Origin of the sequence: Nonomuraea sp. B1E8, from assembly GCF_039871515.1 — a bacterium.
Lineage (GTDB): Bacteria > Actinomycetota > Actinomycetes > Streptosporangiales > Streptosporangiaceae > Nonomuraea.
In genome coordinates this window covers 1522116-1548967 of record NZ_JBDPLS010000001.1, presented here as the reverse complement: position 1 = coordinate 1548967, position 26852 = coordinate 1522116, and the positions used below count along the sequence as shown (strand labels likewise).

At 71.2% G+C, this 26852-nt stretch carries 23 protein-coding genes; 14 read left to right on the top strand and 9 right to left on the bottom strand.

Translation table 11 applies throughout. The annotated features are described in order from the left end of the window. Nucleotides 1–18 precede the first annotated feature (18 nt). The 6 genes from ABGA98_RS07480 to xylA all read right to left on the bottom strand — a co-directional run bounded on the left by ABGA98_RS07480 (nt 19) and on the right by xylA (nt 6046). Complete coding sequence (locus tag ABGA98_RS07480; RefSeq protein WP_347617404.1) at nt 19–747, bottom strand: glycosyltransferase family 2 protein; 729 nt, start codon at nt 745–747, stop codon at nt 19–21. A 63-nt stretch (nt 748–810) separates the two neighbouring features. Then, on the bottom strand, nt 811–1350 hold the full coding sequence (locus ABGA98_RS07475; RefSeq protein WP_347617403.1) for an AAA family ATPase: 540 nt from the start codon (nt 1348–1350) through the stop codon (nt 811–813). Then, a complete protein-coding gene (gene lysS / locus ABGA98_RS07470; RefSeq protein WP_347617402.1) occupies nt 1347–2948 on the bottom strand; it encodes a lysine--tRNA ligase in 1602 nt (533 codons plus the stop codon). The genes ABGA98_RS07475 and lysS overlap by 4 nt, the downstream gene beginning before the upstream one ends. 106 nt (nt 2949–3054) lie before the next feature. Continuing rightward, nucleotides 3055–4158, bottom strand: a complete 1104-nt coding sequence (locus ABGA98_RS07465; protein WP_347617401.1) for a Gfo/Idh/MocA family oxidoreductase — start codon at nt 4156–4158, stop codon at nt 3055–3057. Continuing rightward, nucleotides 4155–4898: a sugar phosphate isomerase/epimerase gene (locus tag ABGA98_RS07460; protein WP_347617400.1), complete on the bottom strand. Its 744-nt coding sequence runs from the start codon at nt 4896–4898 to the stop codon at nt 4155–4157. The genes ABGA98_RS07465 and ABGA98_RS07460 overlap by 4 nt, the downstream gene beginning before the upstream one ends. Continuing rightward, entirely contained in the window at nt 4895–6046 is a 1152-nt protein-coding gene (xylA, locus tag ABGA98_RS07455) for a xylose isomerase (protein WP_347617399.1), read from the bottom strand. The genes ABGA98_RS07460 and xylA overlap by 4 nt, the downstream gene beginning before the upstream one ends. Nucleotides 6047–6134: 88 nt before the next feature. On the opposite strand from xylA, the gene ABGA98_RS07450 reads away from it, so the two are divergent. Next, entirely contained in the window at nt 6135–7247 is a 1113-nt protein-coding gene (locus ABGA98_RS07450; protein WP_347617398.1) for an ROK family transcriptional regulator, read from the top strand. A gap of 103 nt (nt 7248–7350) precedes the next feature. On the opposite strand, the gene ABGA98_RS07445 is transcribed toward ABGA98_RS07450, so the two are convergent. From ABGA98_RS07445 to ABGA98_RS07435, 3 genes are all read right to left on the bottom strand, one after another. Beyond that, the gene (locus ABGA98_RS07445; RefSeq protein WP_347617397.1) at nt 7351–8277 is read right to left on the bottom strand and encodes a discoidin domain-containing protein; all 927 of its coding nucleotides are present in this window, start codon (nt 8275–8277) and stop codon (nt 7351–7353) included. Between the two features lie 12 nt (nt 8278–8289). Beyond that, nucleotides 8290–9861: an alkaline phosphatase D family protein gene (locus tag ABGA98_RS07440; protein WP_347617396.1), complete on the bottom strand. Its 1572-nt coding sequence runs from the start codon at nt 9859–9861 to the stop codon at nt 8290–8292. A gap of 94 nt (nt 9862–9955) precedes the next feature. Next, nucleotides 9956–10693, bottom strand: coding sequence for a DeoR/GlpR family DNA-binding transcription regulator (locus tag ABGA98_RS07435; RefSeq protein ID WP_347617395.1), 738 nt, complete (start codon nt 10691–10693; stop codon nt 9956–9958). 188 nt (nt 10694–10881) lie between these two features. Between ABGA98_RS07435 and ABGA98_RS07430 the strand changes: the two genes are divergently transcribed. The 13 genes from ABGA98_RS07430 (at nt 10882) to ABGA98_RS07370 (ending at nt 26782) form a co-directional block, all read left to right on the top strand. Then, the gene (locus ABGA98_RS07430; RefSeq protein WP_347617394.1) at nt 10882–12183 is read left to right on the top strand and encodes an extracellular solute-binding protein; all 1302 of its coding nucleotides are present in this window, start codon (nt 10882–10884) and stop codon (nt 12181–12183) included. Continuing rightward, nucleotides 12180–13064, top strand: a complete 885-nt coding sequence (locus ABGA98_RS07425) for a sugar ABC transporter permease (RefSeq protein ID WP_347617393.1) — start codon at nt 12180–12182, stop codon at nt 13062–13064. Before ABGA98_RS07430 ends, ABGA98_RS07425 begins: the two co-directional genes overlap by 4 nt. After that, on the top strand, nt 13061–13873 hold the full coding sequence (locus tag ABGA98_RS07420) for a carbohydrate ABC transporter permease (RefSeq protein ID WP_347617392.1): 813 nt from the start codon (nt 13061–13063) through the stop codon (nt 13871–13873). Before ABGA98_RS07425 ends, ABGA98_RS07420 begins: the two co-directional genes overlap by 4 nt. Beyond that, complete coding sequence (locus ABGA98_RS07415) at nt 13870–17301, top strand: hypothetical protein (RefSeq protein ID WP_347617391.1); 3432 nt, start codon at nt 13870–13872, stop codon at nt 17299–17301. Before ABGA98_RS07420 ends, ABGA98_RS07415 begins: the two co-directional genes overlap by 4 nt. 62 nt (nt 17302–17363) lie before the next feature. After that, a complete protein-coding gene (locus tag ABGA98_RS07410; protein ID WP_347617390.1) occupies nt 17364–17774 on the top strand; it encodes a VOC family protein in 411 nt (136 codons plus the stop codon). Between the two features lie 25 nt (nt 17775–17799). Further along, nucleotides 17800–18255: a helix-turn-helix transcriptional regulator gene (locus ABGA98_RS07405; protein WP_347617389.1), complete on the top strand. Its 456-nt coding sequence runs from the start codon at nt 17800–17802 to the stop codon at nt 18253–18255. A 169-nt stretch (nt 18256–18424) separates the two neighbouring features. Further along, nucleotides 18425–19231, top strand: coding sequence for an ABC transporter ATP-binding protein (locus ABGA98_RS07400; RefSeq protein ID WP_347617388.1), 807 nt, complete (start codon nt 18425–18427; stop codon nt 19229–19231). Next, nucleotides 19218–19925: an ABC transporter ATP-binding protein gene (locus ABGA98_RS07395; protein ID WP_347617387.1), complete on the top strand. Its 708-nt coding sequence runs from the start codon at nt 19218–19220 to the stop codon at nt 19923–19925. The genes ABGA98_RS07400 and ABGA98_RS07395 overlap by 14 nt, the downstream gene beginning before the upstream one ends. A gap of 34 nt (nt 19926–19959) precedes the next feature. Beyond that, nucleotides 19960–21201 carry an ABC transporter substrate-binding protein gene (locus ABGA98_RS07390; RefSeq protein WP_347617386.1) on the top strand — a complete coding sequence of 414 codons (1242 nt, stop codon included), beginning with the start codon at nt 19960–19962 and terminating at the stop codon, nt 21199–21201. A gap of 9 nt (nt 21202–21210) precedes the next feature. After that, nucleotides 21211–22074, top strand: a complete 864-nt coding sequence (locus ABGA98_RS07385) for a branched-chain amino acid ABC transporter permease (protein ID WP_347617385.1) — start codon at nt 21211–21213, stop codon at nt 22072–22074. Further along, nucleotides 22071–23078 carry a branched-chain amino acid ABC transporter permease gene (locus ABGA98_RS07380; protein ID WP_347617384.1) on the top strand — a complete coding sequence of 336 codons (1008 nt, stop codon included), beginning with the start codon at nt 22071–22073 and terminating at the stop codon, nt 23076–23078. The genes ABGA98_RS07385 and ABGA98_RS07380 overlap by 4 nt, the downstream gene beginning before the upstream one ends. Nucleotides 23079–23215: 137 nt before the next feature. Then, nucleotides 23216–25114, top strand: a complete 1899-nt coding sequence (locus ABGA98_RS07375) for a helix-turn-helix domain-containing protein (protein ID WP_347617383.1) — start codon at nt 23216–23218, stop codon at nt 25112–25114. A 129-nt stretch (nt 25115–25243) separates the two neighbouring features. Next, the gene (locus tag ABGA98_RS07370) at nt 25244–26782 is read left to right on the top strand and encodes an alpha/beta fold hydrolase (RefSeq protein ID WP_347617382.1); all 1539 of its coding nucleotides are present in this window, start codon (nt 25244–25246) and stop codon (nt 26780–26782) included. Nucleotides 26783–26852 lie beyond the last annotated feature (70 nt).

Below are 26852 nucleotides of genomic sequence, written 5' to 3'. Positions count from 1 at the left end.
GCGGCCGGCGCCACCGGCTCACTTCGCGAGGGCCACCTGCGCCTGGGCCGTGACGGCGCTACCGCGACCGCGCTCCCGCAGGATCGTTCTGAGCACGCGCCAGCCGTCGCGCAGCGCGTGCAGGTTGCTCTCGCCGTGGATGCGGGAGCGCTCGTGGCTGGGGACCTCGCGGATGACGAGGCCGGCCTGGGCGGCCCGGACGTTCATCAGGGTCTCGATCTCGAAGCCGTCGCAGTCGAGGTCGAGGGCGTCGAGGTGGCGGGTCCAGAAGGCGTTGTAGCCGTAGCAGAGGTCGGTGTAGCGGGTGCCGTAGAGGAGGTTCGTCAGCCCGGTGAGGACCTTGTTGCCGAGCGAGCGGATCGGGCTGAGGTCGTCCGAGCCGCCACCGGGGGCGTACCTGGAGCCCTTGGCGAAGTCGGCGCCGTTGACGAGCGTGGCGACGAACGAGCGGATCTCCCGGCCGTTGGTGGAGCCGTCGGCGTCGATCATGACGATGATGTCGCCGCGTGCGGCCTGGAAACCCTCGATGAGGGCGTTGCCCTTGCCGCGCCGCGTCTGCGTGACGACCCGGAGGTCGGGGCGCAGCCCGCGCGCCACGGCGACGGTGTCGTCGGTCGAGTTGCCGTCGACCAGGATCACCTCGTCGATCCACTCGGGCAGCGTGGCGAACACGTGAGGGAGGTTGTCGGCCTCGTTCATCGCGGGAACGATGACGCTGACGCTGGCGGCGAAAGGCTGGTTGTTCATGGCAGGAAAATCCCCCCTTTCGCATGCAGCTCACTTGACGATTCCTTGCATGGGTCAGGGTTCTTATCCATCGCCTCCTATTTGAGCCTCTCCGACCCGAGAGATAATCTCGTTCACGGTTTCTTCCGGGCTCTGCCGGGAGGTGTCGAGCCACAGGCCGAGGCGCGGCGTCTCGTCGCGCAACACGGCGTCCAGCTGGGCTATCGTCCATCCGCCCGCGTAGCCGCGCTTGCCGCGCGCACGCTCCCGGCGCTCCACGGCCGCCGGGTCGGGAGCGAGAACGACGACCTGCAGGGGTCGAGAACGGACCATTTTCGTAAACCGCTCCAAATCCCCGCCAATAACGACGTCCTGAACAATTGATGTGAATCCCGCTTCGCAATACATGTCCGCAGTATTCGCCGCAATGCGGTAACGAAGGTGGAGCTGGCGTCGCGCCTCGCCCGTCTCCTCCGGCGTCATCTCGGCGCGGCCGCCGACCACCATGCGCCGGAACGCGTCGCCCCGCACGTGGGCGGAGCGCGGCAGCCGCTCGGCCAGGGCCTGCGCCACGGTGGACTTGCCGGCGGCCGAGATGCCGGTGATGAGGACGACGCCCCTCATGCGCCGACGAGCTTGCGCACCCGGTCGGCGCCGACGGCCATCAGCAGCGTGGGCAGCCTGGGGCCGGTCTCGCGGCCGACGAGCAGCTTGTAGAGCAGGGCGAAGAACGCCCGCTGCGCCGCCTTCAGCTCCGGTGTCGCCTGGGCGTCGGCCGGCAGCCCGGCCTGGACCTTCGGCACGCCGTACACCAGCGCGGTGAGGCCCTCGATCGACCAGTCGTCGAGGCCGTCGGCCAGCAGCCGCAACGACTCGCGCGCGCCGGGGCCGAGCGAGTCGAGCAGCTCATAGTCGGGCGTCCCGCGCACGCGGGTGCGCAGGTCGGCGGGCAGGTGGTCGTCGACCCAGCTCTGCGCCTTGTCCAGGCGCGGGCGGGCGTCGTCGAGCGAGCCGACCCCGTCGAGGTCGCGCAGGATGCGGATGGTCTGCCCGGCGTGCCCGGTCGTGATGTCGAGGACGGAGGCCAGCGTGCGGTAGGGGATCGGGTGCGGCGTGGCGGGCAGCGGGCCCGCGTCGGTGCTGACCGCGCGCCTGTACGCGGCCAGCTCGGCGGGCTGGGCCTGCCCGGCGGAGACCTTGCGGCCCAGGGCGTCCCACTCGTCGTAGAGGCGCTGGATCTCCTGGTCGAAGGCGATCTTGAAGGACTGTGCGGGCTTGCGGCGGGCGTACAGCCAGCGCAGCACCGGCGCCTCCATGATCTCCAGAGCGTCGGCCGGGGTCGGCACGTCGCCCTTGGAACTGCTCATCTTGGCCATGCCGGTGATGCCGACGAACGCGTACATGGGGCCGATCGGCTGCCGACCGCCGAACACCTCGCCCACGATCTGCCCTCCGACGATCCAGGCGGAGCCGGGAGAGTGGTGGTCGACCCCGGACGGCTCGAAGATCACGCCCTCGTGGGCCCAGCGCATCGGCCAGTCGACCTTCCACACCAGCTTGCCGTGGTCGTGCTCGGCCAGCCGGACCGTCTCGCCGAAGCCGCACTCACAGGTGTAGGCCAGTTCGGTGGTCTCGTCGTCGTAGGCGGTGACCGTCGTCAGGTCGCGCCCGCACAGATCACAGTAGGGTTTGTACGGAAAATAGTCTTCGACCTGCTTCGAGCGGTAGCGCGACAACACGGCGTCGATCGCCGCCCGCTCGCGCACCGCCCGCAGGATCTGCTCGCGGTAGGCGCCCGAGGTGTACTGCTCCGTCTGGCTGATGCCGCGGTAGTCGACGCCCAGCTCCTTGAGGGCCTCGGCCATCGGCGCCTTGAAGTGCTCGGCCCAGTTGGCGTGCACGCTGCCGGGAGGGGCGGGCACCGAGGTCAGCGGCTTGCCGATGTGCTCGGCCCACGACGGGTCGACGCCCGCGGGGACCCGGCGGAAGCGGTCGTAGTCGTCCCACGACAGCAGGTGCACGCAGTCGAGGCCGCGCCGGCGGATCTCGTCGGCGACCAGGTGGGGGGTCATGACCTCGCGCAAGTTGCCCAGGTGGATCGGGCCGGACGGGCTCAACCCCGACGCGCAGACGATCGGTTTGCCCGGAGCACGTCGCTCCGCCTCGGAGATCACCTCGTCCGCGAACCTGGAGACCCAGTCGGTCTCGGCACTTTCCGCCATCGCGCCATTCTTGCGGGTCCGGCCGGTTGAAGCCAACGCGATGCCGTACGGGTCCGCCGGCTCGGCGACCGTACTCCGTCCCGCCCGGAGCACGGTCGCCGCCGGATCAGGACAGGGTGGCCGCGTACGGATCCCAGTCTGCCGGAAGGGGCTCCGGCGCGGTCGTGGTGGAGGAGATGGGACGGAACTCCGAACGCTCGCCCGACTGCGCGATCGACGACATGAGCTCCAGCACGTGGTAGGCCAGCTCGCCCGACGCCCGGTGCGGCGTGCCCGCGCGCAACGATCTGGCGAGGTCCAGCACGCCGATGCCGCGGCTCACCGTCGTGCCCGACACGGGCAGCTCGCGCCAGTCCGTGTCGCGCGGGCCGCGGGCCAGCAGCGGGCCCTCGAACGTGTTGGGGTCGGGAAGCGACAGCGCGCCCTCGGTGCCGATGACCTCGATCATCCTGCGGTTGATGGGCGAGTCGAAGCTGAACGTCGCCGTCGCCGTGGCGGCGCCGGGGAAGTCCAGGAGGGCGTTGACGTGGGTGGGGACATCGACGGGGAAAGCCGTGCCCGCCTTGGGCCCTGACCCGACGACGCGCTGCTCGCGGGCCTTGCGGGTGCCGGCCGCGACCTGCTTGACCGGGCCGAACAGGGACACGAGGGCGGTCAGGTAGTAGGGGCCGAGGTCGAAGAGCGGACCGCCGCCGGGCTGGTAGAAGAACTCGGGGTTGGGGTGCCACGACTCGGGGCCGAGGCTCTGGGTGGCCGCCGCGACGGCGACCGGCGTGCCGATGAGACCGGAACGCAGGGCGTGCAGGGCCGACTGGAGCCCGGCGCCCAGGAAGGTGTCGGGGGCGCAACCGAGGCGCAGGCCCCGGTTGGCGGCCTCGGCCATGACCTTCGCCCCCTCGTCCATGTCCATGGCGAAGGGCTTCTCGCCGTACACGTGCTTGCCGGCGCGCAGGGCCTCCAGCGCGACGGCCGCGTGCGCGGACGGGACCGTGAGGTTGACCACGATCTCCACCTCGGGCAGCGCGAGCGCCGTGCCGAGGTCGCCGGAGACGGGAACGCGGTTTTCGCGGGCGACGGTCGCGGCCCGGTCGGCGTCGAGGTCCGCGACGGCGAGCACGCGGACGTCGGGGAAGGCGGTGAGGTTGCGGAGGTACTGGCCACTGATGACTCCGGCGCCGACCAGGGCGACGCCGACGGGGCCGTTGCTCAAAGGCTCTCCAAGGAGGTGAGATAGGCGTGGCTGTCCGCCAGAGCGGCGAAGATGTCGGTGGCGCACTCGTCGAGCTCGACGACGCGCCAGGCGTCAGGGGCGGCGGCGAGGATCTCGGGCACGGGCATGACACCCCTGCCGACCGCGGTGTGCGGCTCGCCCTTGACCGCCGGGCCGTCCTTGACGTGCAGCGCGATCACGCGCTCCCCGAGGCGGCCGAGCAGGGCGGGCGCGTCGGCGCCGCCCACCGCCGCCCAGTAGGTGTCGATCTGCAGGAACACCCCGGGAGCCAGCCGGTCGGCCAGCACCTCGATGGCGTGCCGGCCGTCGATCTTCGGCTCGATCTCCCACCAGTGGTTGTGGTAGCCGACCCGCATCCCGTGCCCGGCCGCCTGCTCGGCCAGGCCGTTCAGCAGGTCGGCCGTACGGGCGATGCCGTCGGCGGTGGTGAACTCCTCGTGTGCGATCCCGGCGGGGATGATCACCAGGTCGGTGCCGAGCGTGGCGACCGCGTCGAAGACCTCGGCGGGCTCCTGGCGGAGCAGCGCGCCCGCGTGCGTGCTCGACACGCGCAGCCCCAGATCGTCGGCGACCTGGCGGAAACCCTTGGGGTCGGAGGTGGGGTCGTACGGCTCGACCGCGGTGTAGCCGATCTCCGCGATCCGGCGGAGCACGTCGTCGCGGTCCGCGGTCAGCGGCTCCCTGACGGTGTAGAGCTGGACGCTGATGGGTCTCGTCATCCGCGTACCCCCATGAGGTGCTCGAGCGCGAGCTGGTTCAGCCGGGTGAAGTGGAAGCCGCGCTCGGCCGCGGCCTCGGGGTCGAAGTCGTCCTTGGCCAGGTCGGCCCACGTCTCGCCGGGCGCGAGGGTGGGCTGGGCGAGCTCGTCCACGCGGGAGGCGCGCAGGGCCTCCTGCACCTCGGGGTCGGCCCGGTAGGCGCGGGACTTCTCCTTGAGGATGAGGTAGGTCCGCATGTTCGCCGCCGCCGAGACCCACACGTCCTCGCGGTCCTCGGTGCGCAGCGGCTTGTAGTCGAAGTGCCGGGGGCCGTCGTAGCCGCCGTTCTCCAGCAGGTCGACCAGGAAGAACGCGCTCTTGAGGTCGCCGTGGCCGAAGATCAGGTCCTGGTCGTACTTCGGCCCGTGCTGGCCGTTGAGGTCGATGTGGAACAGCTTGCCGTGCCACAGCGCCTGGGCGATGCCGTGCACGAAGTTGAGCCCGGCCATCTGCTCGTGGCCGACCTCGGGGTTGAGGCCCACCATCTCGGGGTGCTCCAGCTCGTTGATCAGCGCCAGGGCGTGGCCGATCGTGGGCAGCAGGATGTCGCCGCGGGGCTCGTTGGGCTTGGGCTCCAGGGCGAAGCGCAGGTCGTAGCCGCGGTCGCGGACGTACGAGCAGAGCAGGTCCAGGCCCTCCTTGTAGCGCTCCATGGCCGCCTTGACGTCCTTGGCGGCGTCGGACTCGGCACCCTCGCGGCCGCCCCAGCACACGTACGTCTTCGCGCCCAGCGAGGCGGCCAGGTCGATGTTGCGCATGACCTTGCGCAGGGCGTAGCGCCGCACGTCGCGGTCGTTGCTGGTGAAGGCGCCGTCCTTGAAGACCGGGTGCGTGAACAGGTTGGTGGTGGCCATCGGCACCTTCATGCCGGTCTCGTCGAGGGCCTTCCTGAACGCCGCGATGGCCTTCTCCCGGTCGGGTTCGACCGCGAGGAGGTCGTCGTCGTGGAAGGTGACGCCGTGCGCGCCGAGCTCGGCCAGGCGGTGCACGCTCTCGACCGGGTCGAGCGGCGGCCTGGAGGCGTCGCCGAACGGGTCGCGGGCCTGCCATCCGACGGTCCAGAGGCCGAAGGTGAAGCGGTCGTCGGGGGTGGGCGTGAATGCGGTCATGGTGCGTCCTTTGGCCTTTAGTCCATAATCTGTACATAATCCTGAGGAGGTGAGCATGGTGGCGTCAAGAGGGGTCCGGCATGATTCCATGCGTGCCCGGAACCTGGCCGTCGTACTCGGGGAGATCCACCGGTCGGGGCCGCACACCCGCGCCGCGCTCGCCGAGCTGACCGGGCTCACCAAGACCACCGTGTCCAGCCTCGTCGCCGACCTGCTGGAGGCGGGGGTGGTGACCGAACGCGGCGCCGTCAGGGGCGGCGAGCGAGGCCGCCCGGGGGTCGCCGTGAGCCTGAGCGGCCACCGGGTGGCCACGCTGGGGCTGGAGATCAACATCGACTATCTGGCGGCCTGCGTGGTCGACCTCACCCGCACCGTACGCCTGCGCCGCACCCTCCCGGCCGACAACCGCAACTCCGACCCCGCGCGCATCCTGCAGGAACTGCGCGACCTGGCCAAGGAGACCATCGGCGAGGCCGAGGCGGCCGGGCTGCGGGTCATCGGCGCCGCGCTCGCCGTGCCCGGCACCGTCGAGGGCGAGACGCTGCGCAGCGCGCCGCACCTCGGCTGGCGGGACGTACGGGTGACCGACGTGGTCGACCTGCCGTTCGCCATCGACAACGAGGCCAACCTGGCGGCGCTCGGCGAGTTGTGGTTCGGCGCGCGGGAGACGGACTTCCTCTACGTCTCGGGCGAGATCGGCGTCGGCGCCGGGCTCGTGGTGGCCGGCAGCCTGTTCAGGGGCACGTTCGGGCTGGCGGGCGAGCTGGGCCACGTCGTCGTCGTGCCCGACGGGCCCGCGTGCCGGTGCGGCGGCCGCGGCTGCCTGGAGGTCTACGCCGGTCAGGACACGCTGCTCGGGGAGCTGGACTCGGTCGCCGCGCTGGTGTCGCGGCTGGAGTCGGGCGACCCGCGGGCGCTGGAGACGTGCGAGCGGGCCGGGCACGCCCTCGGCGTGGCGCTCACCTCGGCCGTGCACCTCCTCGACCCGGGCATGATCGTGCTCGGCGGCGTCTTCGCGCCGCTGTTCCGGTGGCTGGAGGGGCCCGTGGCCGACGGGCTGGGGGCCAGGCTGGCGCACATGCGCGACGACCCGCCCGCCCTCGTGGTCTCGCAGACCGGCCCGGACGCGGCGGTGCTGGGGGCGGCCGGGATGATCATCCAGCGCATCATCGCCGAGCCGGCCGAGGCCCTCGGCCTCTAGTAGCAGCCCTTCTTCCCGTCGAGCAGCTCGCGGATCGTGTCGAGGTGGCCGGCGTGCCAGGTCGTGCCCGCCACCCCCGCCGAGGCGCCATAGGAGGAGGTCGTCAGCGGACCTCGACCTCGATGATGCGCGTGTAGTCGTTGGCGCCGTTGGAGGCGAGCGCGACGATGCGGACGGCGTCCGCGGTGACGGGCGCGAAGTCCGAGCGCACGTTGCCGGCGGTGTTGCCGCGCACCTGCGCGACCGTCCGCCACTCGCCGTCCACCTGGGCCTGGACGTCCCAGTCGCGCAGCCCGTTGCGCGATGCCGGGTAACGCTCGGTGTCGAGGGTGTACAGGTCGACGCGGGAGACCTGCTTCGGCCCGCCCAGCGCGACCGCGATGGTGTCGGGCCAGGCCCGGCCGGTGGCGTCGTTCCAGCCGTTGCCGCCGGCCCAGCCGTTGGAGGAGGTGTCGCCGTCGGCGACGCTGCACGGCGGGTAGTTGGCGTTGGTGTGCTGGGAGGAGGCGGTGACGGGGCGGTGCAGCGCGAGGTTGCCGCCGTTGTCGAGCCTGTCGAGGGGCACGACGTCGACCGGCACCTCCAGCGTCTCGGCGCGGGTGCGCAGCCGCAGCTCGTACGTGCCCTCCTTGGTTTCGGGCGGGACGGCGACCAGCAGTTTCGCGCCGAGCTCGTACCCGGGTGGCAGGTAGCTGGTCAGCATCGTGCGGGAGGCGGTCAGCGGCGGGTCGATCTCGACGTCCATCGTGGCGTACGCGGGTTTCCTCGCGTCGCTGCGCATGCCGATCTCGATCTTGGCGGGGCAGGCCGGGTCCACGCCGAGCGCGGCGACGAGCCGGTCGGCGCCCGCGACGGGGGTGAGGTCGGCGGAGGGCTCACCACCGGTCGCGGAGGGCTTCCCGGCGGTCGCGGAGGGCTTGCCAGCGGTCGCGGAGGGCTTCCCGGCGGTTGTGGCGGGGTTCCAGGCGGCTCCCGTGGTGAGCGTGACGGCGGCGGTGGCGACGGTGAGCGCGGCGGCGAGATGACGCATGATCGTTCCTTCCTAGAGCGCCTGCAGGCCGGGGGCGCCGTCGAGCGTGACGAGGCTCGCCCTGGTGGAGACGGGGGCGCCGGGGCGGTCGACGTACGGGACGACCTTGAAGTCGGCCCGCCACTGGTCGCGGGTGACCTCGCAGGAGACGTAGCCGCGCTGGTAGCTGGAGAAGCGCAGGTGCGGGTTGATCGGGTCGGTGCCGCCCGGCGGCAGGCCGGTGTCAGGGTTGCCGTTGCCGCCGCTGCTGACGGAGGTGCAGACGAACTCCACCCCGGCCGTGGGGGAGGAGGGGTCGTCGAAGTTCTGCTTGAGCTCGCCGGCCAGGTTGTAGTGGATGTCGCCGGTCAGCACCACCGGGTTGCTGACCTCGCGCTCGATCATGCCGTTGATCAGGCGGTCCTTGGCGGCCTTGTAGCCGTCCCACAGGTCCATGCTGAGCTTCTGGGCGGGGCCCGGGTCGAAGTCGAGCCGCATCATGGCGATCTGCTGGGCGAGCACGTTCCACCGGGCGCGGGAGGCGCCCATGCCGTCGAGTAACCACCGCTCCTGCTCGGCGCCGAGCATCTGCCTGGCCGGTTCGAGGCGGTCGGCGCAGTCGACCTGCTGCCCGTCGCCGCACACCTGGTCGTCGCGGTATTGACGGGTGTCGAGCACGTTGAACTCGGCCAGGTCGCCGAAGGTGTACCTGCGGTAGATGCGGGCGTCCGGGCCCTGCACGGCGGGCACGCGGACGGGCAGGTTCTCCCAGAAGGCACGGAAGGCGTTGGCGCGGATCACCAGGTAGTCCTGCTCGGTCACCTCGCCGCCGGGGCCGTGCGGGCCGGCCCAGTTGTCGAGCACCTCGTGGTCGTCCCAGGTGACGATCCACGGCGCCCGGTGGTGGGCGGCCTGCAGGTCGGGGTCGCTCTTGTAGAGGCCGTACTGGATGCGGAAGCGGTCGAGGGTGTCGCACTGCACGCGGTACTGCTCGGGCACCGGGACCCGGCGGTTGCCGCCGGTCGGCACGATGCCGTACTCGTAGATGTAGTCGCCCAGGTGGAAGACCACGTCGGGGTTCTCGTCGGCGAGGTGGCGGTAGGCGGTGTAGTAGCCGTCCTGCCACAGCGCGCACGAGGCGAAGGCCAGCCGCAGCGACTCCGGGTCGCCGCCGGGCGCGGGCGCGGTCCTGGTCCGGCCCACCGGGCTGATCTCGCCGCCGGCGCGGAAGCGGTAGAAGTAGTCGCGGCCGGGGCGCAGGCCCTTGGCGTCCACGTGGACCGAGTGACCGTATTCGGGGGTGGCCCAGGTGGAGCCGCGGCGGGCGGGCCGGGTGAACGCCTCGTCCTCCGCGATCTCCCAGTCAACCCTGATCTTGTTGTACGGCAGCCCGCCGAGCGGCTCCAGCGGCTCGGGCGCCAGCCGCGTCCAGAGGATGACCCGGTCGGGCAGGGGGTCGCCCGAGGCGACGCCGAGCTTGAAGGGGTAGTCACCGCGGACGGTGGTCGTCTGCGCGGTGGAGGGGTCGGCCAGGTTCGTGGTGAAGGCCAGGGCGAACGCGGCGCCGCCGAGGCCGAGGAAGGATCGACGTGAGGGATGATCCATGCCGCTTCCTGAGCTGGGGGGTGAAAGCCCTCACTTTGTAACAAGCAACCGCACTTCTTAACAAGACTCAAGTGATAAATAACGCGCGATCGCGTTATATTTGCGCCACCTGGACGTTGGCGTGCCGGTCGCGCAGCCGCTGGAGCAGGTCGGCAGGGGCGGCCGAGTCGACGACGATCGCGTCGAAGTCGTCCAGCGGCGCGACCCGGTGCAGCGCCACCCGGGCGAGCTTGGAGCCGTCGACCGCCAGGATGCGGCGGGCGCCCGCGCGCAACATCGCCCGCTTCACCAGGACGATCTCCTGCTCCTGGTGGAAGGCGTACTCGTCGGAGACGGCGGAGGTGGAGACCACGACCACGTCGACGCTCACCGCCTCGACGGCGTCGACGCAGCCCAGGCCGAGGAAGGAGTCGTGGGTGGCACGGTATTCCCCGCCCAGCGCGATGAGCCGGATGTCGGGGCTGCCGGCCAGCAGCCTGATCGCCTCGAGGAAGTTCGTCACCACGGTCAGCGGCGCCAGGTCGCCGAGATGGCGGGCCACGGCCAGCGCCGTCGTCGAGTCGTCGAGCATGACGGACCCGCCGGGCTCGATCATCCCCGCCACCACCCGGGCGATCGCGTCCTTCTCGGCGGTGTGGGCCTGGAGCCGGTAGGCGATGTTGCTCTCCCACACGTTGCTGGCCTGGGCGGTGACCCCGCCTCTGACCTTGCGCACCATGCCCTGGCGCTCCAGCTCGTCGAGGTCGCGGTGCACGGTCATCACGCTGACGCCGAAGCTCTCGGCGAGCTCCGTCACCGAGGCCGAGCCCTGGCGCACGATCTGCTCGGCCATGCCCCGCCACCGGGCGGACTTGCTTGAGGTGTGCTGACGCGAATCCACCGGGAGCCCTCTCACCCTTTCGACGGCTGCGAATCCTAACCTTGACACCCAACTTGGGCGACTCGTACCCTCCCCACATCTATCACTTTTAACAAATATGGCTGTTAAGTTAACAGCCAGGTCATGGAGGTGGGCGGGACATGACCGGCCTTCTGCACGACGCCAGGGTGAGCCGCGGGCAGTTCCTGCGCATGATGGGCGGCCTGGCCGTGGCCGCCACGGCCACCGCGTGCTCCACCAGGCCAGAGACCACGGCGACGACCGGCGGCGGCGCCACGACGGAGCTGAAGTTCATCGGCGTGGCCGACCAGAAAACGCCGATGGACGAACTCGTCGGCGCCTACCAGAAGGCCAAGCCCGCGGTGCGCATCACCGCCTCCTACGCTCCCACCGACCAGGTGCAGACCTCCCTGCGCACCCAACTCGGCGCCGGCAACGCCCCCGACCTGCACGTCGTCTACCCCGGCAACGGCAGCGCGATGTCGATGAGCCAGATCGCCGAGGCCGGGCTGCTGGCCGACCTGTCCGCCCAGCCGTGGGCGGCGACCGTCCCCGCCGGGTTCAAGCCCGCCTTCCAGCTCGACGGCAAGACCTACATCTACTCCGCCGGCTCGTCGGTCATCGGCGCCGTCTACAACAAGAAGGCCTTCGACAAGGCGGGCATCGACGCCCCGCCCACCACGTGGAACGAGTTCCTCGCCGCCTGCGACAAGCTGAAGAAGGCCGGCGTGGTGCCGATCGCGCTGGGCGCGCAGACGCCGTGGGTCACCCAGCTCATCACGTACGCGCTGGTGCCCTCGACCGTCTACGCCAAGGACCCGACGTTCGACGACAAGCAGCTCGCCGGGCAGGCGACCTTCGCCGGATCCGGCTGGCAGGACGCCATGGAGATGTACCTGGAGCTGCAGAAACGCGGCTACTTCAACGACAACCCCAACGGCACCACGTTCGAGCAGCAGACCTCCATGGTGGCCGGCGGCAAGGCGGGCATGGCCGTCCAGGTCTCCGCCGTCCTGCCCGACTTCCGCAAGGCGGCCTCCTCGCCCGACGACCTGTCGATGTTCCCCGTGCCGGGCGCCGACGACGCCGGCTCCGTGTGGATCCCCGCCGGCGTCGTCGTCGGCCTCGGAGCCGCCGCCAAGGGCAGGAACGTCGAGGAGGCCAAGGCGTTCATCGACTTCCTCGGCAAGCAGGAGAACATCAACGCCTGGGCCAAGGCGATCTCCGCCATCCCGCTCACGCAGGACGACTCCTCGACCATCGACCCGGCCGTCGAGTCGTTCCTGCCGTTCACCAAGGACCGCGCGGTGCCGTTCATGGACCAGCGCTGGCCCAACGCCGAGGTGCAGCCGGTGCACTTCGCCGTCGTCCAGGAGCTGCTGGCCGGCGAGTCGACCATCGACGAGGCGCTGAAGAAGATGGACGAGGCGTACCGGAAGTGACCGCGAGTTCCTCCCGCCGCCGTTTCACCGCGTCCGCCCCGTCGTGGTTGTTCGCCGCGCCCGCGCTCGCGGTCTACGCGCTGGTCGTGCTCTACCCGGCGGTCAGCGGCGTGGTGTACGCGTTCACGGACTGGAGCGGCATCGGCCAGGACATGTCCTTCGTCGGCCTGGCCAACTTCCGCACGTTGCTCGGCGACGACCAGGCCATGGGCTCGATCGGCAACACGCTGCTGCTGACCGTGGCCACCGTGGCCGTGCAGAACGGCGTCGGGCTGCTGCTGGCGCTCGGCGTGCACGCCAAGCTCAGAAGCCGGGCCCTGCTCCGCGTGATCTTCTTCGCGCCGGTCGTGGTCAGCCCGGTCATGGTGGCGTTCCTGTGGAAGTACATCTACAACCCCGACCCGTCCGCCGGCCTCAACGGGCTGCTCGGCCTGCACGTCGACTGGCTGGGCGACCCGTCGATGGCGTTGTGGTCGATCGCCGGCATGGTCGTGTGGCAGTACGCCGGATATTCCATGGTCATCTTCCTGGCCGGGCTGGAGGGCGTGCCCAAGGAGCTGCACGAGGCCGCCATGATCGACGGCGCGGGCTCCCTCCAGCGTTTCCGCTACGTCACCTGGCCGCTGCTGGCCCCCGCCGTGACGATCAACCTGATGTTGTCCACGATCGGCGGGCTCAAGCTCTTCGACCAGGTCTTCGCCGCCACCAACGGCGGCCCCGGCTACGCCACCGAGACCCTGTCGACCGTGCTGTACAAGCAGGCGTTCGTGTTCGGCAAGTTCGGCTACAGCACCGCGGTCGCCCTCGTGCTCGCACTGTTCGTGGCCGCCGTCTCGCTCGTCCAGGTCTATTACCTGCGCCGCCGGGAGGTGACCGCGTGAGGAAGACGTTCCTGCTGGAAATCGTCATGATCGCCGTGGCGGTGGCGTTCCTGTTCCCCGTCTACACCCTGGTCTCGCTGTCGTTGAAGGACCCCGGGCAGATCTCGCGCTCGCCGCTGGCGCTGCCCGACCCGCCCACGTTCGACAACTACGGCTCCGCGTGGACGGCCGCCGCCCTCGGCCCGTCCCTCGTCAACAGCACCGTCGTCACCGTGGCCAGCCTGGTCGCGCTCATCGCGCTCGGCTCGTTCGCCGCCTATTTCCTGGCCCGGGTGCGGACCCGCCTCGGCTACGGCCTCTACGTGCTCTTCCTGCTCGGCATCGTGCTGCCCTTCCAGCTCGGCATGATCCCGCTCTATGAGCTGGTGAACGACCTCGGGCTGATCGGCACGCACGCCGGGATGATCCTCTTCTACACCGGCATCCAGCTGCCGTTCACCGTCTTCCTCTACACCGGCTTCATCCGGGCCCTGCCCCGCGAGTACGCCGCCGCCGCGCAGATCGACGGCGCCTCCCACCTGACGGCGTTCACCCGCGTCGTCTTCCCCCTGCTGCGGCCCATCACCGGCACCGTGCTGATCCTCAACGCCGTCTTCATCTGGAACGACTTCTTCACGCCGCTCGTCTACCTCGGCGGCTCCGGCTACGAGACCGTCCCGGTCAGTGTCTTCGCCTTCGTCGGCCAGTACGTCTCCCAGCACGGCCTCGTCTTCGCCGGGCTCGTGCTCGGCGCGGTGCCGATCGTGGTGGTCTTCCTGGCGCTGCAGCGGTACGTCATCAAGGGCTTCGCCAGCGGGCTCAAAGGATGAACGGCGACCCGCCTCCCAGGGAGTACTCCCCGGCGGCCATCTGGTGGTGGAGCGGCGAGCCGCTGCGCCGCGACCGGCTCCGCATGCAGATGGAACGCCTGGTGGACGGGGGAGTGCACAACCTCGTCATCCTCAACCTCGCCCCGTCGGGGCCTGCCTTCGGCGCCGACGCCGACGACCCGCCGTTCCTGTCGGAGCCGTGGTGGGAGTTGTTCGACCAGGTGTGCGCCGACGCGTACGAGCTGGGGGCGTACCTGTGGTTCTACGACCAGCTCGGCTTCTCCGGCGCCGACCTGCAGGCCCGGCTGGTCCAGGAACATCCGTCGTTCGCCGGGCAGTGGCTGAACCCCGACGGGTCGGTCACGCTGCGCGGCTTCGACTACCTGTCGCGCGAGGCGTGCGCGGTGCTGCTCGACCGGGTGCACGGCGAGTTCGAGCGGCGCGCCGGGCACTGGTTCGGCCGGGTGATCGCCGGGTCGTTCCAGGACGAGCTGCCGACCCTGCCCACCTGGTCCGCCCGCTTCGCCGAGGAGTACCGCGTCAGGCGGGGCGCGGAGTTCTCGCCGGCCGATCCGGACTGGCAGGCGTACCAGCGCACCCGCGCCGAGCTGGCCGAGGAGGCGTTCTTCCGGCCGCTGGGCGAGTGGCACGCGCGGCACGGGCTGCTCAACGGTTGTGACCAGCAGGACCCGGCCCGCGCCGGGCACCCGGTGGCCGGGGTGGAGCTGTACGCCGACTACGCCCGCACCCACCGCTGGTTCGGCGCGCCCGGATCCGACCACCACGGCGACGCCCGCCTGCACGCCTCGCTCGCCCACCTCTACGGCCGGCCGCGCACCTGGATCGAGGCGTTCCACTCCAGCGGCTGGGGCGGCACGCTGGAGGAGACCTTCGACTGGCTGCTGCCGTGGCTGCGGGCCGGGGCCACGCTGTACAACCCGCACGCGGTCTACTACACGACCAGGCGCGGCTGGTGGGAGTGGGCGCCGCCGGCCACGGACTGGCGGCAGCCGTACTGGCGGCACCACCGGGTCTTCGCCGACGCCGTCACCCGGTTGTGCGCCGCCCTGTCGCAGGGCCGCCACGCCTGCGACGTCGCCGTCCTCCTCCCCACGGCCACCGTCCAGGCCGCCGGTCCGGGGGCACGGGCTCCGGCCGAGCGGGCGCAGGAGGTGTACCGGGAGATCGTCGGCGACATGGCGTGGTTCGCCACCAGGCCGGGCGTTCTGGACCGGCTCGGCTTCGACGCCGACGTCATCGACGAGGACTCCGTACGGCGGGCGACGGTCGAGGACGGGCGGCTCGCCGTGTCCAGCGAGGCGTACCGGGCCGTCGTGCTGCCCGCCGTCACCGTGCTCGACGAGGACGTCGCCGCCCGGCTCGCCGCGTTCGCCGCGGACGGCGGGCTGGTCGTCTCCGTCGGCACGGATCCGCTGGGCGGGGCGGCCCGCTTCGTCCCGTCCCCGGACCGCCTGGGTGACGCGCTGGCCGGGCTGCCGCGCCGGGTGGAGGCTCCGGTGCCCGCGCTGGTGCGCGAGGCCGGTGACACCACGCTGGTGTTCCTGACGGCGACTTTCCCGATGGCCAGCAGGATCGGCGTCGGACGGCCCGAGCGGCGCGGCGTCGAGCTCGGCTGGCTGGACGCCGACATCGACTTCGACCCCGCCAGGTACGCCCGCGAGATGCGCGTCACCGTCAGGGGCGTGTCGGGGACGCCGCGGCTGGCCCGGCCCTTCGCCGGCGGCGATCCCGTCGCGCTGCCGCACACGCGCGACGGCGACGCGGTGGAGGTGGTCGTGCCGTTCGACGACGGGCCCGCCGCGCTGCTGGTGTTCGACGGCACGCACGCCGAGCCGGCGCCGCCGCGGCCCGCGTACCCGGTGGAGGTGGACCTCGGGGACGAGTGGGACGTCGAGCTCGTCCCGACCATGGACGACACCTGGTCGGACTTCGGTCTCACCACGGCAACCGCCGCCGCGTCCGCCGCCGACGTCGGCGGTGGCACCGGTGCCTGCGTTGAACGCTGGTCGTTGCGCAGGCCCGGCGGGGAGCCTGTGCACGTGACGTTCGGCCCGCGCGGGGAGCAGCGCGTCGGCGACGGCCCGTGGACGCCCTCGGTGTGGTCGACGTCGCGGGGCCTGCACAAGGACCCCGTCCACCGGGAGACCCTGGGCCCCAAGGGGCACGTGCCGGTGGAGTTCCTCGCGTTCGGCCGGGTCGCGGCCGGCGCCGAGGCGCGCTTCCGCAGCGTACTCACCGTGCCGGAGGGTGCTCCCGTCTGGCTCGCGATCGGCGCGGGCGCCGCCAAGACCCTCCGGCTCGACGGCGAGGAGCGGCCGCTCGACGACGCCGGTTACGCCGCCGTCACGCTCTCACCCGTCGCGCCCGGCGACCACCTGCTGGAGCTGGCGCTCGTCCCGGACGAGGAGCACGACCTGCGGGCCTACGCCTGCCTGGTGGACGACCCCGGCGACGCCGCACGACCCGAGTGGATCGCCGGCACGCCCCTGGAGACCACGGTGCACGTCCAGGAGGGAGGCGGGTCGCCGCTCCAGGTCTCCTCGACCGCGTTCTGCCGGGTGCTGGTGAACGGTGTGGAGGCGGGGCGCCAGGGCGGCTTCGACCCGTACGCGGAGGCCGACATCCCGCGCGTACGCCGCTACGACGTGGCCCGCCTGCTGCGCCCCGGCGACAACACGATCAGGATCGAGTCGGACGGCTGGGTGCTGGCCGACGGCCTGGCCGTCTCCGGCCCCGGCTGGACGCCCCGCCCCCGGGTACGCCGCCGCCAGCAGGGTGACCCCGCAGCCCTGTGGTCGCGGGTCCGCCCGCATCCGCTGCCGGAGGCGGGCTGGCTCGACGGCCGCCCCTCCGCCCCCGCCGCCGCGTTCACCGCGCCAGGCGCCCGACCCAGGACCGAACGTTTCCTCCTCGACCCGCCCCCGGGCATGACCGGCGTCTCCGTGGACGTCGCGGACGGCGTCGAGTGCGTCGTGGACGGCGGCGAGCTGCGCGTGACCACGGTCCCCGGGCGCCAGTCGGGCGCCGCGTTCACCGGCCCCGTGCGCTTCACCTGCGGTCCTGGCCGGATGCGGCTCGGCGACTGGGAGGAGCGCGGCCTGGCCGGCTACAGCGGCGGCGTGCGCTACCGCGCCACCGTCACCGCCCAGGCCGGGCCGGGCGAGCTCGACCTCGGCCGCGTCAGGGGCACGGCGGAGGTCACGGTGAACGGCCGCCCGTGCGGGATCAGGGTGTGCTCGCCGTACGTCTTCGACGTCGAGCTGGACGACGGCGACAATGTCGTCGAGGTGCTGGTGCTGGGCACGCTGGCCCCCTATTTCGACGAGGTCAGCCCCACGCACTTCGTCTTCGCCGGCCAGCGCGTCACGGGCCTGTTCGGCCCCGTACGCCTGCGCACCGCGCCCTGAGGCCGGACGCCCGGTCAGGATTGGAGAAGCGCAGGTCGCCCGGCCGTGGTTAACGTGGCGCCATGGACGTCACCATTCACACGACCTTTCTTCCGCACGACGACCCGGAGGCCTCCCTGGCCTTCTACCGCGACACTCTCGGCTTCGAGGTGCGCAGCGACGTCGGGCAGGGCAAGATGCGCTGGATCACGGTCGGCCCGCCCGGCCAGCCCGGCACGTCCATCCTGCTGGCGCCGCCGGCCGCCGACCCCGGCATCACCGAGGACGAGCGCCGCACCATCCTCGAGATGATGGCCAAGGGCACCTACGGCTGGATCCTGCTGGCCACCCGTGACCTCGACGGCGTCTTCGAGAAGGTGCAGGCCGGCGCCGCCGAGGTCGTCCAGGAGCCGACGGAGCAGTCGTACGGTGTCCGCGACTGCGCCTTCCGCGATCCCGCGGGCAACCTGGTCCGCATCCAGCAGGTGCGCTGAGCCGCTCGACGAAAGGGGTTTGCTCATGTGCCATCCCGCATGGGGGCGCGCTCTCACCGCGGCGGCGCGCCTGAAGGACCTCGCGCGACTGCGCCGCGTCCGCGACCGCATCGACAGGGACTACGCGCAGCCGCTGAACGTCGAGGCGCTGGCCCGCGACGCGCACATGTCGGCCGGGCACCTCAGCCGCCAGTTCCGGCTCGCCTACGGCGAGTCCCCGTACGCCTATCTGATGACGCGTCGCATCGAGCGCGCGATGGCGCTGCTGCGCCGTGGCGATCTCAGCGTCACCGAGGTCTGCTTCGCGGTCGGCTGCACGTCGCTGGGCACCTTCAGCACCCGCTTCACCGAGCTGGTCGGCGTGCCGCCCAGCGACTACCAGCGCCGCGCGGCGGGTGCCGTGGCGGGGCTGCCTTCCTGCGTGGCCAAGCAGGTGACGAGACCGGTCAGGAGCCGGGAGAGCGAACCGCAACCGGCGTGAGACACGGACGCGGCCCGCGGTCTCCCCATGGGGTGTGCGCCAGCTCATAGCGGGCTGCCGGAATGTGTGTCCGTCTCACCTGGTCCACCGGCCCGGCTCCCACTTAGCGTTCACGGTTACGGCGGCCTGAGCGTGACTCGGGTCACGTCCTGACGCGCGAGGAGGGCGCATGGGAGCAGATCCGGTGGGGAGCGGGCACGGTGCCGCCCCGGGCGGATCCGTCCCCGTCCTGAAGGTGCGCGGGCTGAGCAGGGAGTTCCGCGGCTTCCTCGCCGTGGACGGCGTGGACCTGGACGTGGCCGAGGGCAGCGTGCACGCGCTGGTGGGACCCAACGGCGCCGGCAAGACCACCCTGTTCAACCTGCTCACCGGCTTCCTGAAGCCGACCGCGGGCAGCGTGCTGCTGGCGGGCGGCCGGGAGTTGGCCGGGCGCAGCCCCGAGGCGATCACCCGGCTGGGCGTGGCGCGCTCGTTCCAGATCACCAGCCTGTTCGCCGAGCTGACCCCGCACCAGCACGTGGAGCTGGCGCTGGCGAGTCCCACCGGTCTCGGCTGGCGGTTCTGGCGTTCCGACCGGGCGCTGGCCCGCTTCGCGGAGCGCGCGGAGGAGCTGCTCGACCAGGTCGGGTTGTCCGGCCACGGCGACGTCCCGGCGGGTTCGCTGCCGTACGGGAGCAAACGCGCGCTGGAGCTGGCGCTCGCCCTGGCCCTCGATCCCAAGGTGCTCCTGCTCGACGAGCCGACCGCCGGGATGGGCGTGGAGGACGTCGACCGTACGTGCGAGCTCGTCCGCAAGATTCGTGCGGGCCGCACCGTGGTCCTGGTCGAGCACAACATGAACGTGGTGGCCAGCCTCGCCGACCGGGTGACCGTCCTGCAGCACGGCAAGGTGCTGGCCGAAGGCCCCTACGCCGAGATCCGCCACGACCCGCGGGTCATCACCGCCTACCTCGGAGACTCTCATGCTGCGCGTTGACGGGCTGTCGGCCTGGTACGGCGAGGCGCAGGCCCTGCGCGAGGTGTCGATGCGGGTCGACGAGGGTGAGATCGTCACGCTGGTCGGCCGCAACGGCGCCGGCAAGACCACGCTGCTGCGCTGCCTGATGGGGCTGCACGGCGCGTACGGCAGGACCGCGGGCACGATCTCGTTGTCCGGCGAGGACATCACGGGCCTGGCCCCGCACCGCAGGGCCCGCCGCGGCCTGGGCTTCGTCCCCGACGACCGGGGCGTGTACGCCACCTTGTCGGTGGAGGAGAACCTGCTGCTCCCGCCCGTGACCAAGGGGAGCCGGGAGCCGTGGTCGCTGAAGCGGGTGTACGAGACGTTCCCGCCGCTGCGCGAGCGGCGCCGCTTCCCAGGGACGAAGTTGTCGGGCGGCGAGCAGCAGATGCTCGCGCTGGCCCGCGTGTTGCGGACGGGCGCCAGGCTGCTGTTGTGCGACGAGCCGACCGAGGGCCTGTCGCCGCTGATCGTCCAGCAGATCGGCGAGATCCTGCGCGAGGTCAAGGCGGCCGGGGTGACCGTGCTGCTGATCGAGCAGAACGTGCACTTCGCCGCCACCGTCGCCGACCGCCACTACCTGCTCGCCGAGGGCCGGATCGTCGAGTCGCTGGACAACGACCAGGTCCGCGAGCGCGAGCACGAGCTGCTCGAATACCTCGGAATCTGACGACCACCCCGCTGGGAGACAGAGGAGACCCTGAATGAGAGTCACGGGCTGGAGCGGCTGCCTGGCCGCCACGGGGCTGCTGCTGGCCGGGTGCGGAGGCGGTCCTGGCGGTGGTGACGAGAAGATCAGTGACGGCAAGGTGGTGCTGGCCGTGCTGAACGACCAGTCGGGCATCTACGCCGACACCTCCGGGCGCCTGACGATCGAGGCCGTCAAGATGGCGGTGGCCGACCATCAGGCGAAATATGGGGACAAGGCGGTGGCCAAGAGCATCGAGGTGAAGGACGCCGACCACCAGAACAAGCCGGAGATCGCCAACTCCAAGGCGCAGGAGCTCTACGACCGGCAGCAGGCCGACGTGATCCTCGACGTGCCGACCTCCTCGGCCGCGTTCGCCGTCGCCACCATCGCCAAGAACAAGAAGAAGGTGTTCATCGACGTCGGCGCCGCCAGCACCGAGCTGGAGGGCAAGCAGTGCAACAAGTACACCTTCCACTACGGCTACAACAGCTACATGCTGGCCCACGGCACCGGCACCGAGGTCACCAAGGACGGCTCCAAGAACTGGTACATCGTCTACCCCGACTACGCGTTCGGGCAGGACATGCAGAAGACCTTCAGCACGGCGATCAACGCGGCCGGCGGCACCGTGGTCGAGTCCGACCCGACGCCGTTCCCCAACGACAACTTCTCCACGTTCCTGCTCAAGGCGCCGAATCTGGACCCCAAGCCGCAGGTGATCGGCACGATGCAGGCCGGCGGTGACCTGGTCAACCTGGTGAAGCAGTACAACGAGTACAAACTGCGCGACAAGGGTGTCGGGCTCGCGGTCGGGCTGCTGGCCCTCAGCGACATCCACTCGCTCGGCGCGGACGCCCTGGCCGGGACCCGCTACACCGACATGTGGTACTGGAACGCCGACGAGCAGTCCCGCGCCTGGGCCGACAAGTTCCACGCCAAGACCGGCAAACGGCCCACCGCCAACATGGCGGCCAACTATTCGGCCGCCCTGCAGTACCTCGAGGCCGTGCAGCGCGGCGGCACCGACAACTCCGACGAGGTGGTCAAGCAGCTCGAAGGCCACAAGATCGAGGACATGTTCGCCCGCAACGCCACCATCCGCGCCCAGGACCACCTGCTGCTGCACGACGCGTACCTGTCGCAGGTCAAGCCGTCCAGCGAGGTCAAGGAGCCGTACGACTACGTGAAGGTGCTCAAGACCATCCCGGCGTCGGAGGCGTTCCAGCCGCAGCCCGACCCCGCCTGCAAGCTGTAGGCGGCCGGCGTGCTCCAGCAGGCGTTCAACGGGCTGGTGGGCGGAGCCTTCTACGCTCTGCTCGCCCTCGGCCTGTCCGTCATCTTCGGCATGCTCGGCGTGGTCAACCTGGCCCACGGCGCGTTCTACATGCTCGGCGCCTTCGGGGCGTTCGTCGCGCTCGACGCGTTCGGCCTGAACTTCTGGGTGTCCCTGCTGCTGGTGCCGCCGCTGCTGGGCGTCGCGGGGATCGTGCTGGAACGGCTGTTCATCCGGCGGCTGACGCCGCTCGACCCGCTCTACGGCTTCCTGTTCACCTTCGGTCTCGCGCTCATCCTGCAGGACCTGGTGAAACGGGAGTACGGGGTGAGCTCGCAGCCGTACCCGAGGCCGCGGGCCCTGGACGGCACGGTCGACCTGGGGCTGTTCACCTACCCCGCCTACCAGGTGTTCGTGCTGGCCGTGTCGGTGCTGATGTGCGTCGCGGTGTGGCTGGTGCTCACCCGTACCCGCGTCGGGATGATCGTGCGGGCCGCGACCGAGCGGCCCGAGCTGACCCGGGCGCTCGGCATCGACGTCGGCCGGTGGGTGACCCCGGTGTTCGGCTTCGGCATCGCGCTGGCCGCGTTCGCCGGGGTGCTGGCCGCGCCGATGCGGGCGGTCAACCCGCTCATGGGCGCCGACCTCATCATCACCGTCTTCGCGGTCGTGGTGATCGGCGGTCTCGGCTCGGTGTTCGGCTCGGTCGCCGCGGGCTTCGCCGTCGGGCTGGTGTCGGCCCTCGGCAACCTGTACGTGCCGGCGCTCTCCCAGATCCTGGTGTTCATCCTCATGGCCGTCGTGCTGTTGTGGCGCCCGGCCGGGCTGTTCGGACGCGAGGAGGCGTTCCGGTGATCCTGACCAGGCTGGCCCGCTCGGGCCGGGGCGGATGGCTGCTCCTGGCGGCCGGGCTCGTCGCCGCCTTCGCCCTGCCCTGGCTGATCTACCCGCCGGTGGCGCTCGACATCGCCTGCTGGGCGCTGTTCGCCGCGTCGGTGGACCTGCTGCTGGGCTTCACCGGGCTGCTGTCGTTCGGGCACGCCGCGTTCTGGGGCGGGTCGGCGTACTGCACGGGCCTGATCGCGCTGCACAGCGGGCTGCCGTTCCCGGTCGCGATCGCGGGCGGCGCGGCGTTCACGGCACTGCTGGCGCTCCCGATCGGATTCCTGTCCGTACGGCTCAGCGGCATCTATTTCGCCATGGTCACCCTGGCCTTCGCCCAGATGATCTATTTCGTGGCCAACCAGTGGCGGGACGTCACGGGCGGGGAGAACGGCCTGCAGGGGATCCCCCGGGAGTTGTTCGGGCTCGACCTGTCCGACTCGTTCTTCTTCTACTACGCGGGCCTGCCGTTCGTGCTGGCCGGGTTGTTCGTCGCCTGGCGCATCGTACGCTCGCCGTTCGGCCGGGTGCTGGTGTCCATCCGCGCCAACCCGGACCGGGCCCGCGCCCTCGGCTACCCGGTCGACCGCTACAAGCTGCAGGCGTTCGTCCTGTCCGCCGCGCTCGCCGGGACGGCCGGGGGAGTCTTCGCCATCGGCCACGGCTTCGCCTCGCTCGAAGGCGTCTACTGGACCACCTCCGGGCAGGCCGTGATGATGGTGATCCTCGGCGGGATCGGCACGCTGTGGGGCGGCGCCGTCGGCGCGGCTCTGATCGTCCAGCTCCAGGACTTCCTGGCCACCGCCGGGTTCGCCGAGACCGGGATCATCACCGGCACGATCTTCATCGTGGTCGTGCTGCTGTTCCGCCGTGGCATCTGGGGAACGGCCCGCCACCTGCTGGCCTCCCGGCGTACGCCCGACGCGCCCGCGGACGTGCCCGCCGAGCCCAGGAAGTCGGTCGACACCCCGGCCTGACCGTGAAAGCCTGCCCGTTGCATGGGTGAGCGCCCCGTGAAATCACCTATCTCCGCAGCAGCCTGGTAATTGGCGATCCGCGGGACTTGACTAGTGCCCATTGTGGAAGCGCGAGTGCTACAACGATGGGCAAGGGTGTGAACAGGCGCAGTTTCCTCCAGCTTCTCGTGGACGGGGCCCCGCTGCCCCACTACGACGAGGTCCTGCACGACGCGGTGGCCGGCGCCGCCTCACCCGCCGAGATAGCGGATCTGCACGCCGAGCACACGCTCGCGCTCCAGCTCCGCGACACGCTGGAGAAGCGGCGCAGCCGCCACGAACAGCAGCGTGCGCTGGTCGAGTGCGCGAAGGAGCTGGCGGAGGACCGCAGCGACCCCGACACGATCCTCAGCCTGATCGTGAGCCAGGCACAGCGGCTGCTCGGCTGCGACATGGCCTACCTCAGCCTCAACGACAACGAGGGCCGGGCGACCTGCATGCAGGTGATGGTCGGCGCGACCTCCTCGGCGTGGAAGGACGTCAGGATCCCGTTCGGGATCGGCATCGGCGGCAGGGTCGCCGCCACGGGCACGCCGTTCTCGACGCCCGACTACTTCAGCGACGAACGGCTGACGCACGACCCGGCGGTCGACACCTCGGTCAGGGCGGAGCGGCAGGTGTCGATCGTCGGCGTGCCGCTGCGCACCAGCGCCGTCATCGGGGTGCTGTTCGCCTCCAACCGCACGCCGGGGTGGTTCTCCCACGACGCCATCGCTCTGCTCGGCTCCTTCGCCACCCTCGCCGCGACCGCCATCGAGCAGGCGCGGTCGAGACACGAGCAGGAGCAGACCCTGGCGGCGCTCCGGCGGGAGAACGAGGCTCTGCGGCAACGTACGGTCGACCAGGAAAGGGCGGTCGCCGCGCACGACCAGAGCATGGCCATCGTGCTCCGGGGCGGCGGCGTGCAGGAGGTCGTGGCCGCGGCGGGCGACCAGCTCGGCGGCGTGCTCGCCATCTTCGACGAGTTCGAGACGCCCGTCGCCTGGACCCCCGGGGCCTCCCATGAGGTGCTGCGGGCGATGTCCGCCGCCGCGGGCGGGGCCGCGGGCCGCTCCGCCGTCGCCCACGACGGGACGTACTGGGTCACCGGCCTCGTCGCCGGCACCGAGAACCTCGGCACCCTGGTGTGGGGGCCGCCGGGCGCACCGTCCGAGGTCGGCGACCTGGACAGGCGGCTGCTCGCCCGGGCGGCCGTCGTCGCGTCGTTGCTCCAGCTGTTCAGCCGCAACCTCGCCGCCGCGGAGGCCAGGGTGCGCGGCGAGTTGCTGGACGACCTCCTCACGCCCACCCCGCGCACGTACTCGTCGCTGGCCGAGCGGGCCCTGCGGATCGGCTACCAGCCCCAGAAGCGGCATGCCGTCGTCGTCGCGCACATCCGGGCGGAGAACCGGCAGAGCCTCGCCTCCGTGGCGTCCGACCTCGCGGCCGCCCGCGACGGCCTGAGCACGGTGCGGGACGGCCAGGCGATCCTGGTCGTCCCGTCCGACGACCCGTCGCTGACCGGCCGCCAGATAGCACGGTCGCTGACCACGCGGCTGGGCTCGCCGGTCACCGCCGGCGCCGCGGGACCGGTCGACGACCCGGCCGACCTGCCCAGCGCGTACGCGGAGGCGCTGGCCTGCGTACAGGCCCTGCTCCGGCTCGAACGGGTGGGAGCCGCCGCCACGGCCGACGACCTCGGGTACGCCGGACTGCTGCTCGGCGACGGCGCGTCGGCGGCGCGCTTCGTGGAACGCACCCTCGGGCCGGTCATCCGGCACGACGAGCAGCGGTCCACCGCGCTGATGGAGACGCTCGGAACCTACTTCGCCACCGGGCAGAGCCTGGTCGCCAGCGCCAAACGGCTGCACATCCACCCGAACACCGTCACCCAGCGCCTCGACCGGGTCAGGCGCCTGCTCGGCATGGACTGGAACAGCCCGGACCACACGCTGGAAGTGCAGCTGGCGCTGCGGTTGCACCGGCTGCGCCGCGAGCTCCGCGAGCTCGACGACTGACGTGCCCGCAGACGGAAACGCCGGGGAAACAGCCGGTGGTGCATAAAGGAGCGGAACCGCCGAAGATCCGGCATGTGCGGCCTTCGCGGGCCCCGCCAGGTCGTCCCTCCGCCGAAAGGACCTCGATCAGTGAACCGTGCGACAGCGGCCCGCGGGCTGTTCTCGGGAGCCCTGCTGATGAGCTCCCTCACGGTCGGCGTGCCCGCCGCCGCCGACTCCAAGCCCAAGCCCTCATCCATCACCTGGCAGAAATGTCAGGAATTCTCGGACGAGGACCTCCGCAAGCAGGGCCTCAAGGAGGATCAGTTCGCCGAGTTCAGGCGGCTGCTCGCCCGTACGGACTGCGGCACGATCCGCGTCCCCCAGGACTACGGCGACCCGGACGGCAAGCAGATCACCGTGGCCCTGACCAGGCTGAAGGCCTCCGACCAGAAGAACCGCCTGGGCAGCATCGCGCTCAACCCGGGAGGGCCGGGCGGCTCCGGCTACCTGATGTCCATCAACCTCGCCATGAGGGGCGCCAAAGCGCTCAACGAGCGCTACGACCTGATAGGGATCGACCCGCGCGGCATCGACCGCAGCACCAAGGTCTCCTGTCCCGACATCCCGCGCGGCACGCCCGCGCCGGGACCGATCACCAAGGAGCACGCCAAGAAGGCCTACGCCGACATGGTCGCCTGGAGCAAGCAGTGCGTCCAGCGGGATCCCGCGTTCCTCAGGCAGCTCACCACCCCCAACGTGGCCCGTGACATCGACCGGATCCGCGCCGCCCTGGGCGAGCGGAAGATCAACTTCTTCGGCGTCTCCTGGGGCACGTGGCTCGGCGCCGTCATGCGGACCATGTACCCCACCAGGGTGGGCCGGATGTGGCTGGACAGCGTGACCCCGCCCGACATCTGGAAGGGCTTCTGGACGAAGACCCACACCGACGCCGTCGACCGCAACTTCGAGCGCATGGCCGCCTGGATGGCCGAACGCGACGACACCTACGGGCTCGGCACGTCGAAACGGCAGGTGGTCTCCGCGGTGGAGAACATGGTCAAGCGGTACGACGCCGAACCGCTGACCTTCACCGACATCGACCTCACCGTGGACGGCGGGCTGATCTCCCGGGCCGCGGGCCGGCCCAGCGGCCAGTGGCCCAGGATGGCCCAGGTGCTCAAGGAACTCGCCGACGCCAAGGGCCAGGCCGCGCCCCCGGCGGTCAAGGAGGCGTTCGGCAAGCCGGGCAAGGACGGGGGCGGGGACGGGGGGACTGACAGGACGGCCGGCCGCGCGTTCCACTGCAACGAGGATCCGACCGCGAGCACGTTCCAGCCGAACTGGAAGGCCTACCAGCAGCGTCTCAAGCACTATCCGGTGACCGGCCGGACGGGCAACTTCGTGCACAGCTGCGCGGGGTGGCCGTTGCCCGCGAAGACGCCGAAGGTGCGGCCCACCGGCGGCTCGCTGATGCTGTCGGGTCACCGCTACGAGACCGTGACACCGTACGAGTGGGCGCGCGCCATGCGCGCGGCCATCGGCGGAACCCTGGTGACCATCGACGACGACGTCCACGGCTCGGCCCCGCAGGTGCCCGGCTGTGCCGAGAAGATCGTCGCCTACTTCGAGACCGGCAGGCGCACCACCACGTGCCCGGGAAAGCCCGCCCCCACCACGACCGGCTGACACCCACCGCGGGGGGAGCGAATCTTGCCCTGAAGCTCGCACGGCCATGAGGCTCGCTTGGCACGCGTCC

Excerpts from the sequence above, each read along its gene's own strand:
- ABGA98_RS07480 (WP_347617404.1), bottom strand. The coding sequence starts at position 747 with ATGAACAACCAGCCTTTCGCCGCCAGCGTCAGCGTCATCGTTCCCGCG.
- ABGA98_RS07475 (WP_347617403.1), bottom strand. The coding sequence starts at position 1,350 with ATGAGGGGCGTCGTCCTCATCACCGGCATCTCGGCCGCCGGCAAGTCC.
- lysS (WP_347617402.1), bottom strand. The coding sequence starts at position 2,948 with ATGGCGGAAAGTGCCGAGACCGACTGGGTCTCCAGGTTCGCGGACGAG.
- ABGA98_RS07460 (WP_347617400.1), bottom strand. The coding sequence starts at position 4,898 with ATGACGAGACCCATCAGCGTCCAGCTCTACACCGTCAGGGAGCCGCTG.
- xylA (WP_347617399.1), bottom strand. The coding sequence starts at position 6,046 with ATGACCGCATTCACGCCCACCCCCGACGACCGCTTCACCTTCGGCCTC.
- ABGA98_RS07450 (WP_347617398.1), top strand. The coding sequence starts at position 6,135 with ATGCGTGCCCGGAACCTGGCCGTCGTACTCGGGGAGATCCACCGGTCG.
- ABGA98_RS07445 (WP_347617397.1), bottom strand. The coding sequence starts at position 8,277 with ATGCGTCATCTCGCCGCCGCGCTCACCGTCGCCACCGCCGCCGTCACG.
- ABGA98_RS07440 (WP_347617396.1), bottom strand. The coding sequence starts at position 9,861 with ATGGATCATCCCTCACGTCGATCCTTCCTCGGCCTCGGCGGCGCCGCG.
- ABGA98_RS07435 (WP_347617395.1), bottom strand. The coding sequence starts at position 10,693 with ATGGCCGAGCAGATCGTGCGCCAGGGCTCGGCCTCGGTGACGGAGCTC.
- ABGA98_RS07430 (WP_347617394.1), top strand. The coding sequence starts at position 10,882 with ATGACCGGCCTTCTGCACGACGCCAGGGTGAGCCGCGGGCAGTTCCTG.
- ABGA98_RS07415 (WP_347617391.1), top strand. The coding sequence starts at position 13,870 with ATGAACGGCGACCCGCCTCCCAGGGAGTACTCCCCGGCGGCCATCTGG.
- ABGA98_RS07410 (WP_347617390.1), top strand. The coding sequence starts at position 17,364 with ATGGACGTCACCATTCACACGACCTTTCTTCCGCACGACGACCCGGAG.
- ABGA98_RS07405 (WP_347617389.1), top strand. The coding sequence starts at position 17,800 with ATGTGCCATCCCGCATGGGGGCGCGCTCTCACCGCGGCGGCGCGCCTG.
- ABGA98_RS07400 (WP_347617388.1), top strand. The coding sequence starts at position 18,425 with ATGGGAGCAGATCCGGTGGGGAGCGGGCACGGTGCCGCCCCGGGCGGA.
- ABGA98_RS07395 (WP_347617387.1), top strand. The coding sequence starts at position 19,218 with ATGCTGCGCGTTGACGGGCTGTCGGCCTGGTACGGCGAGGCGCAGGCC.
- ABGA98_RS07390 (WP_347617386.1), top strand. The coding sequence starts at position 19,960 with ATGAGAGTCACGGGCTGGAGCGGCTGCCTGGCCGCCACGGGGCTGCTG.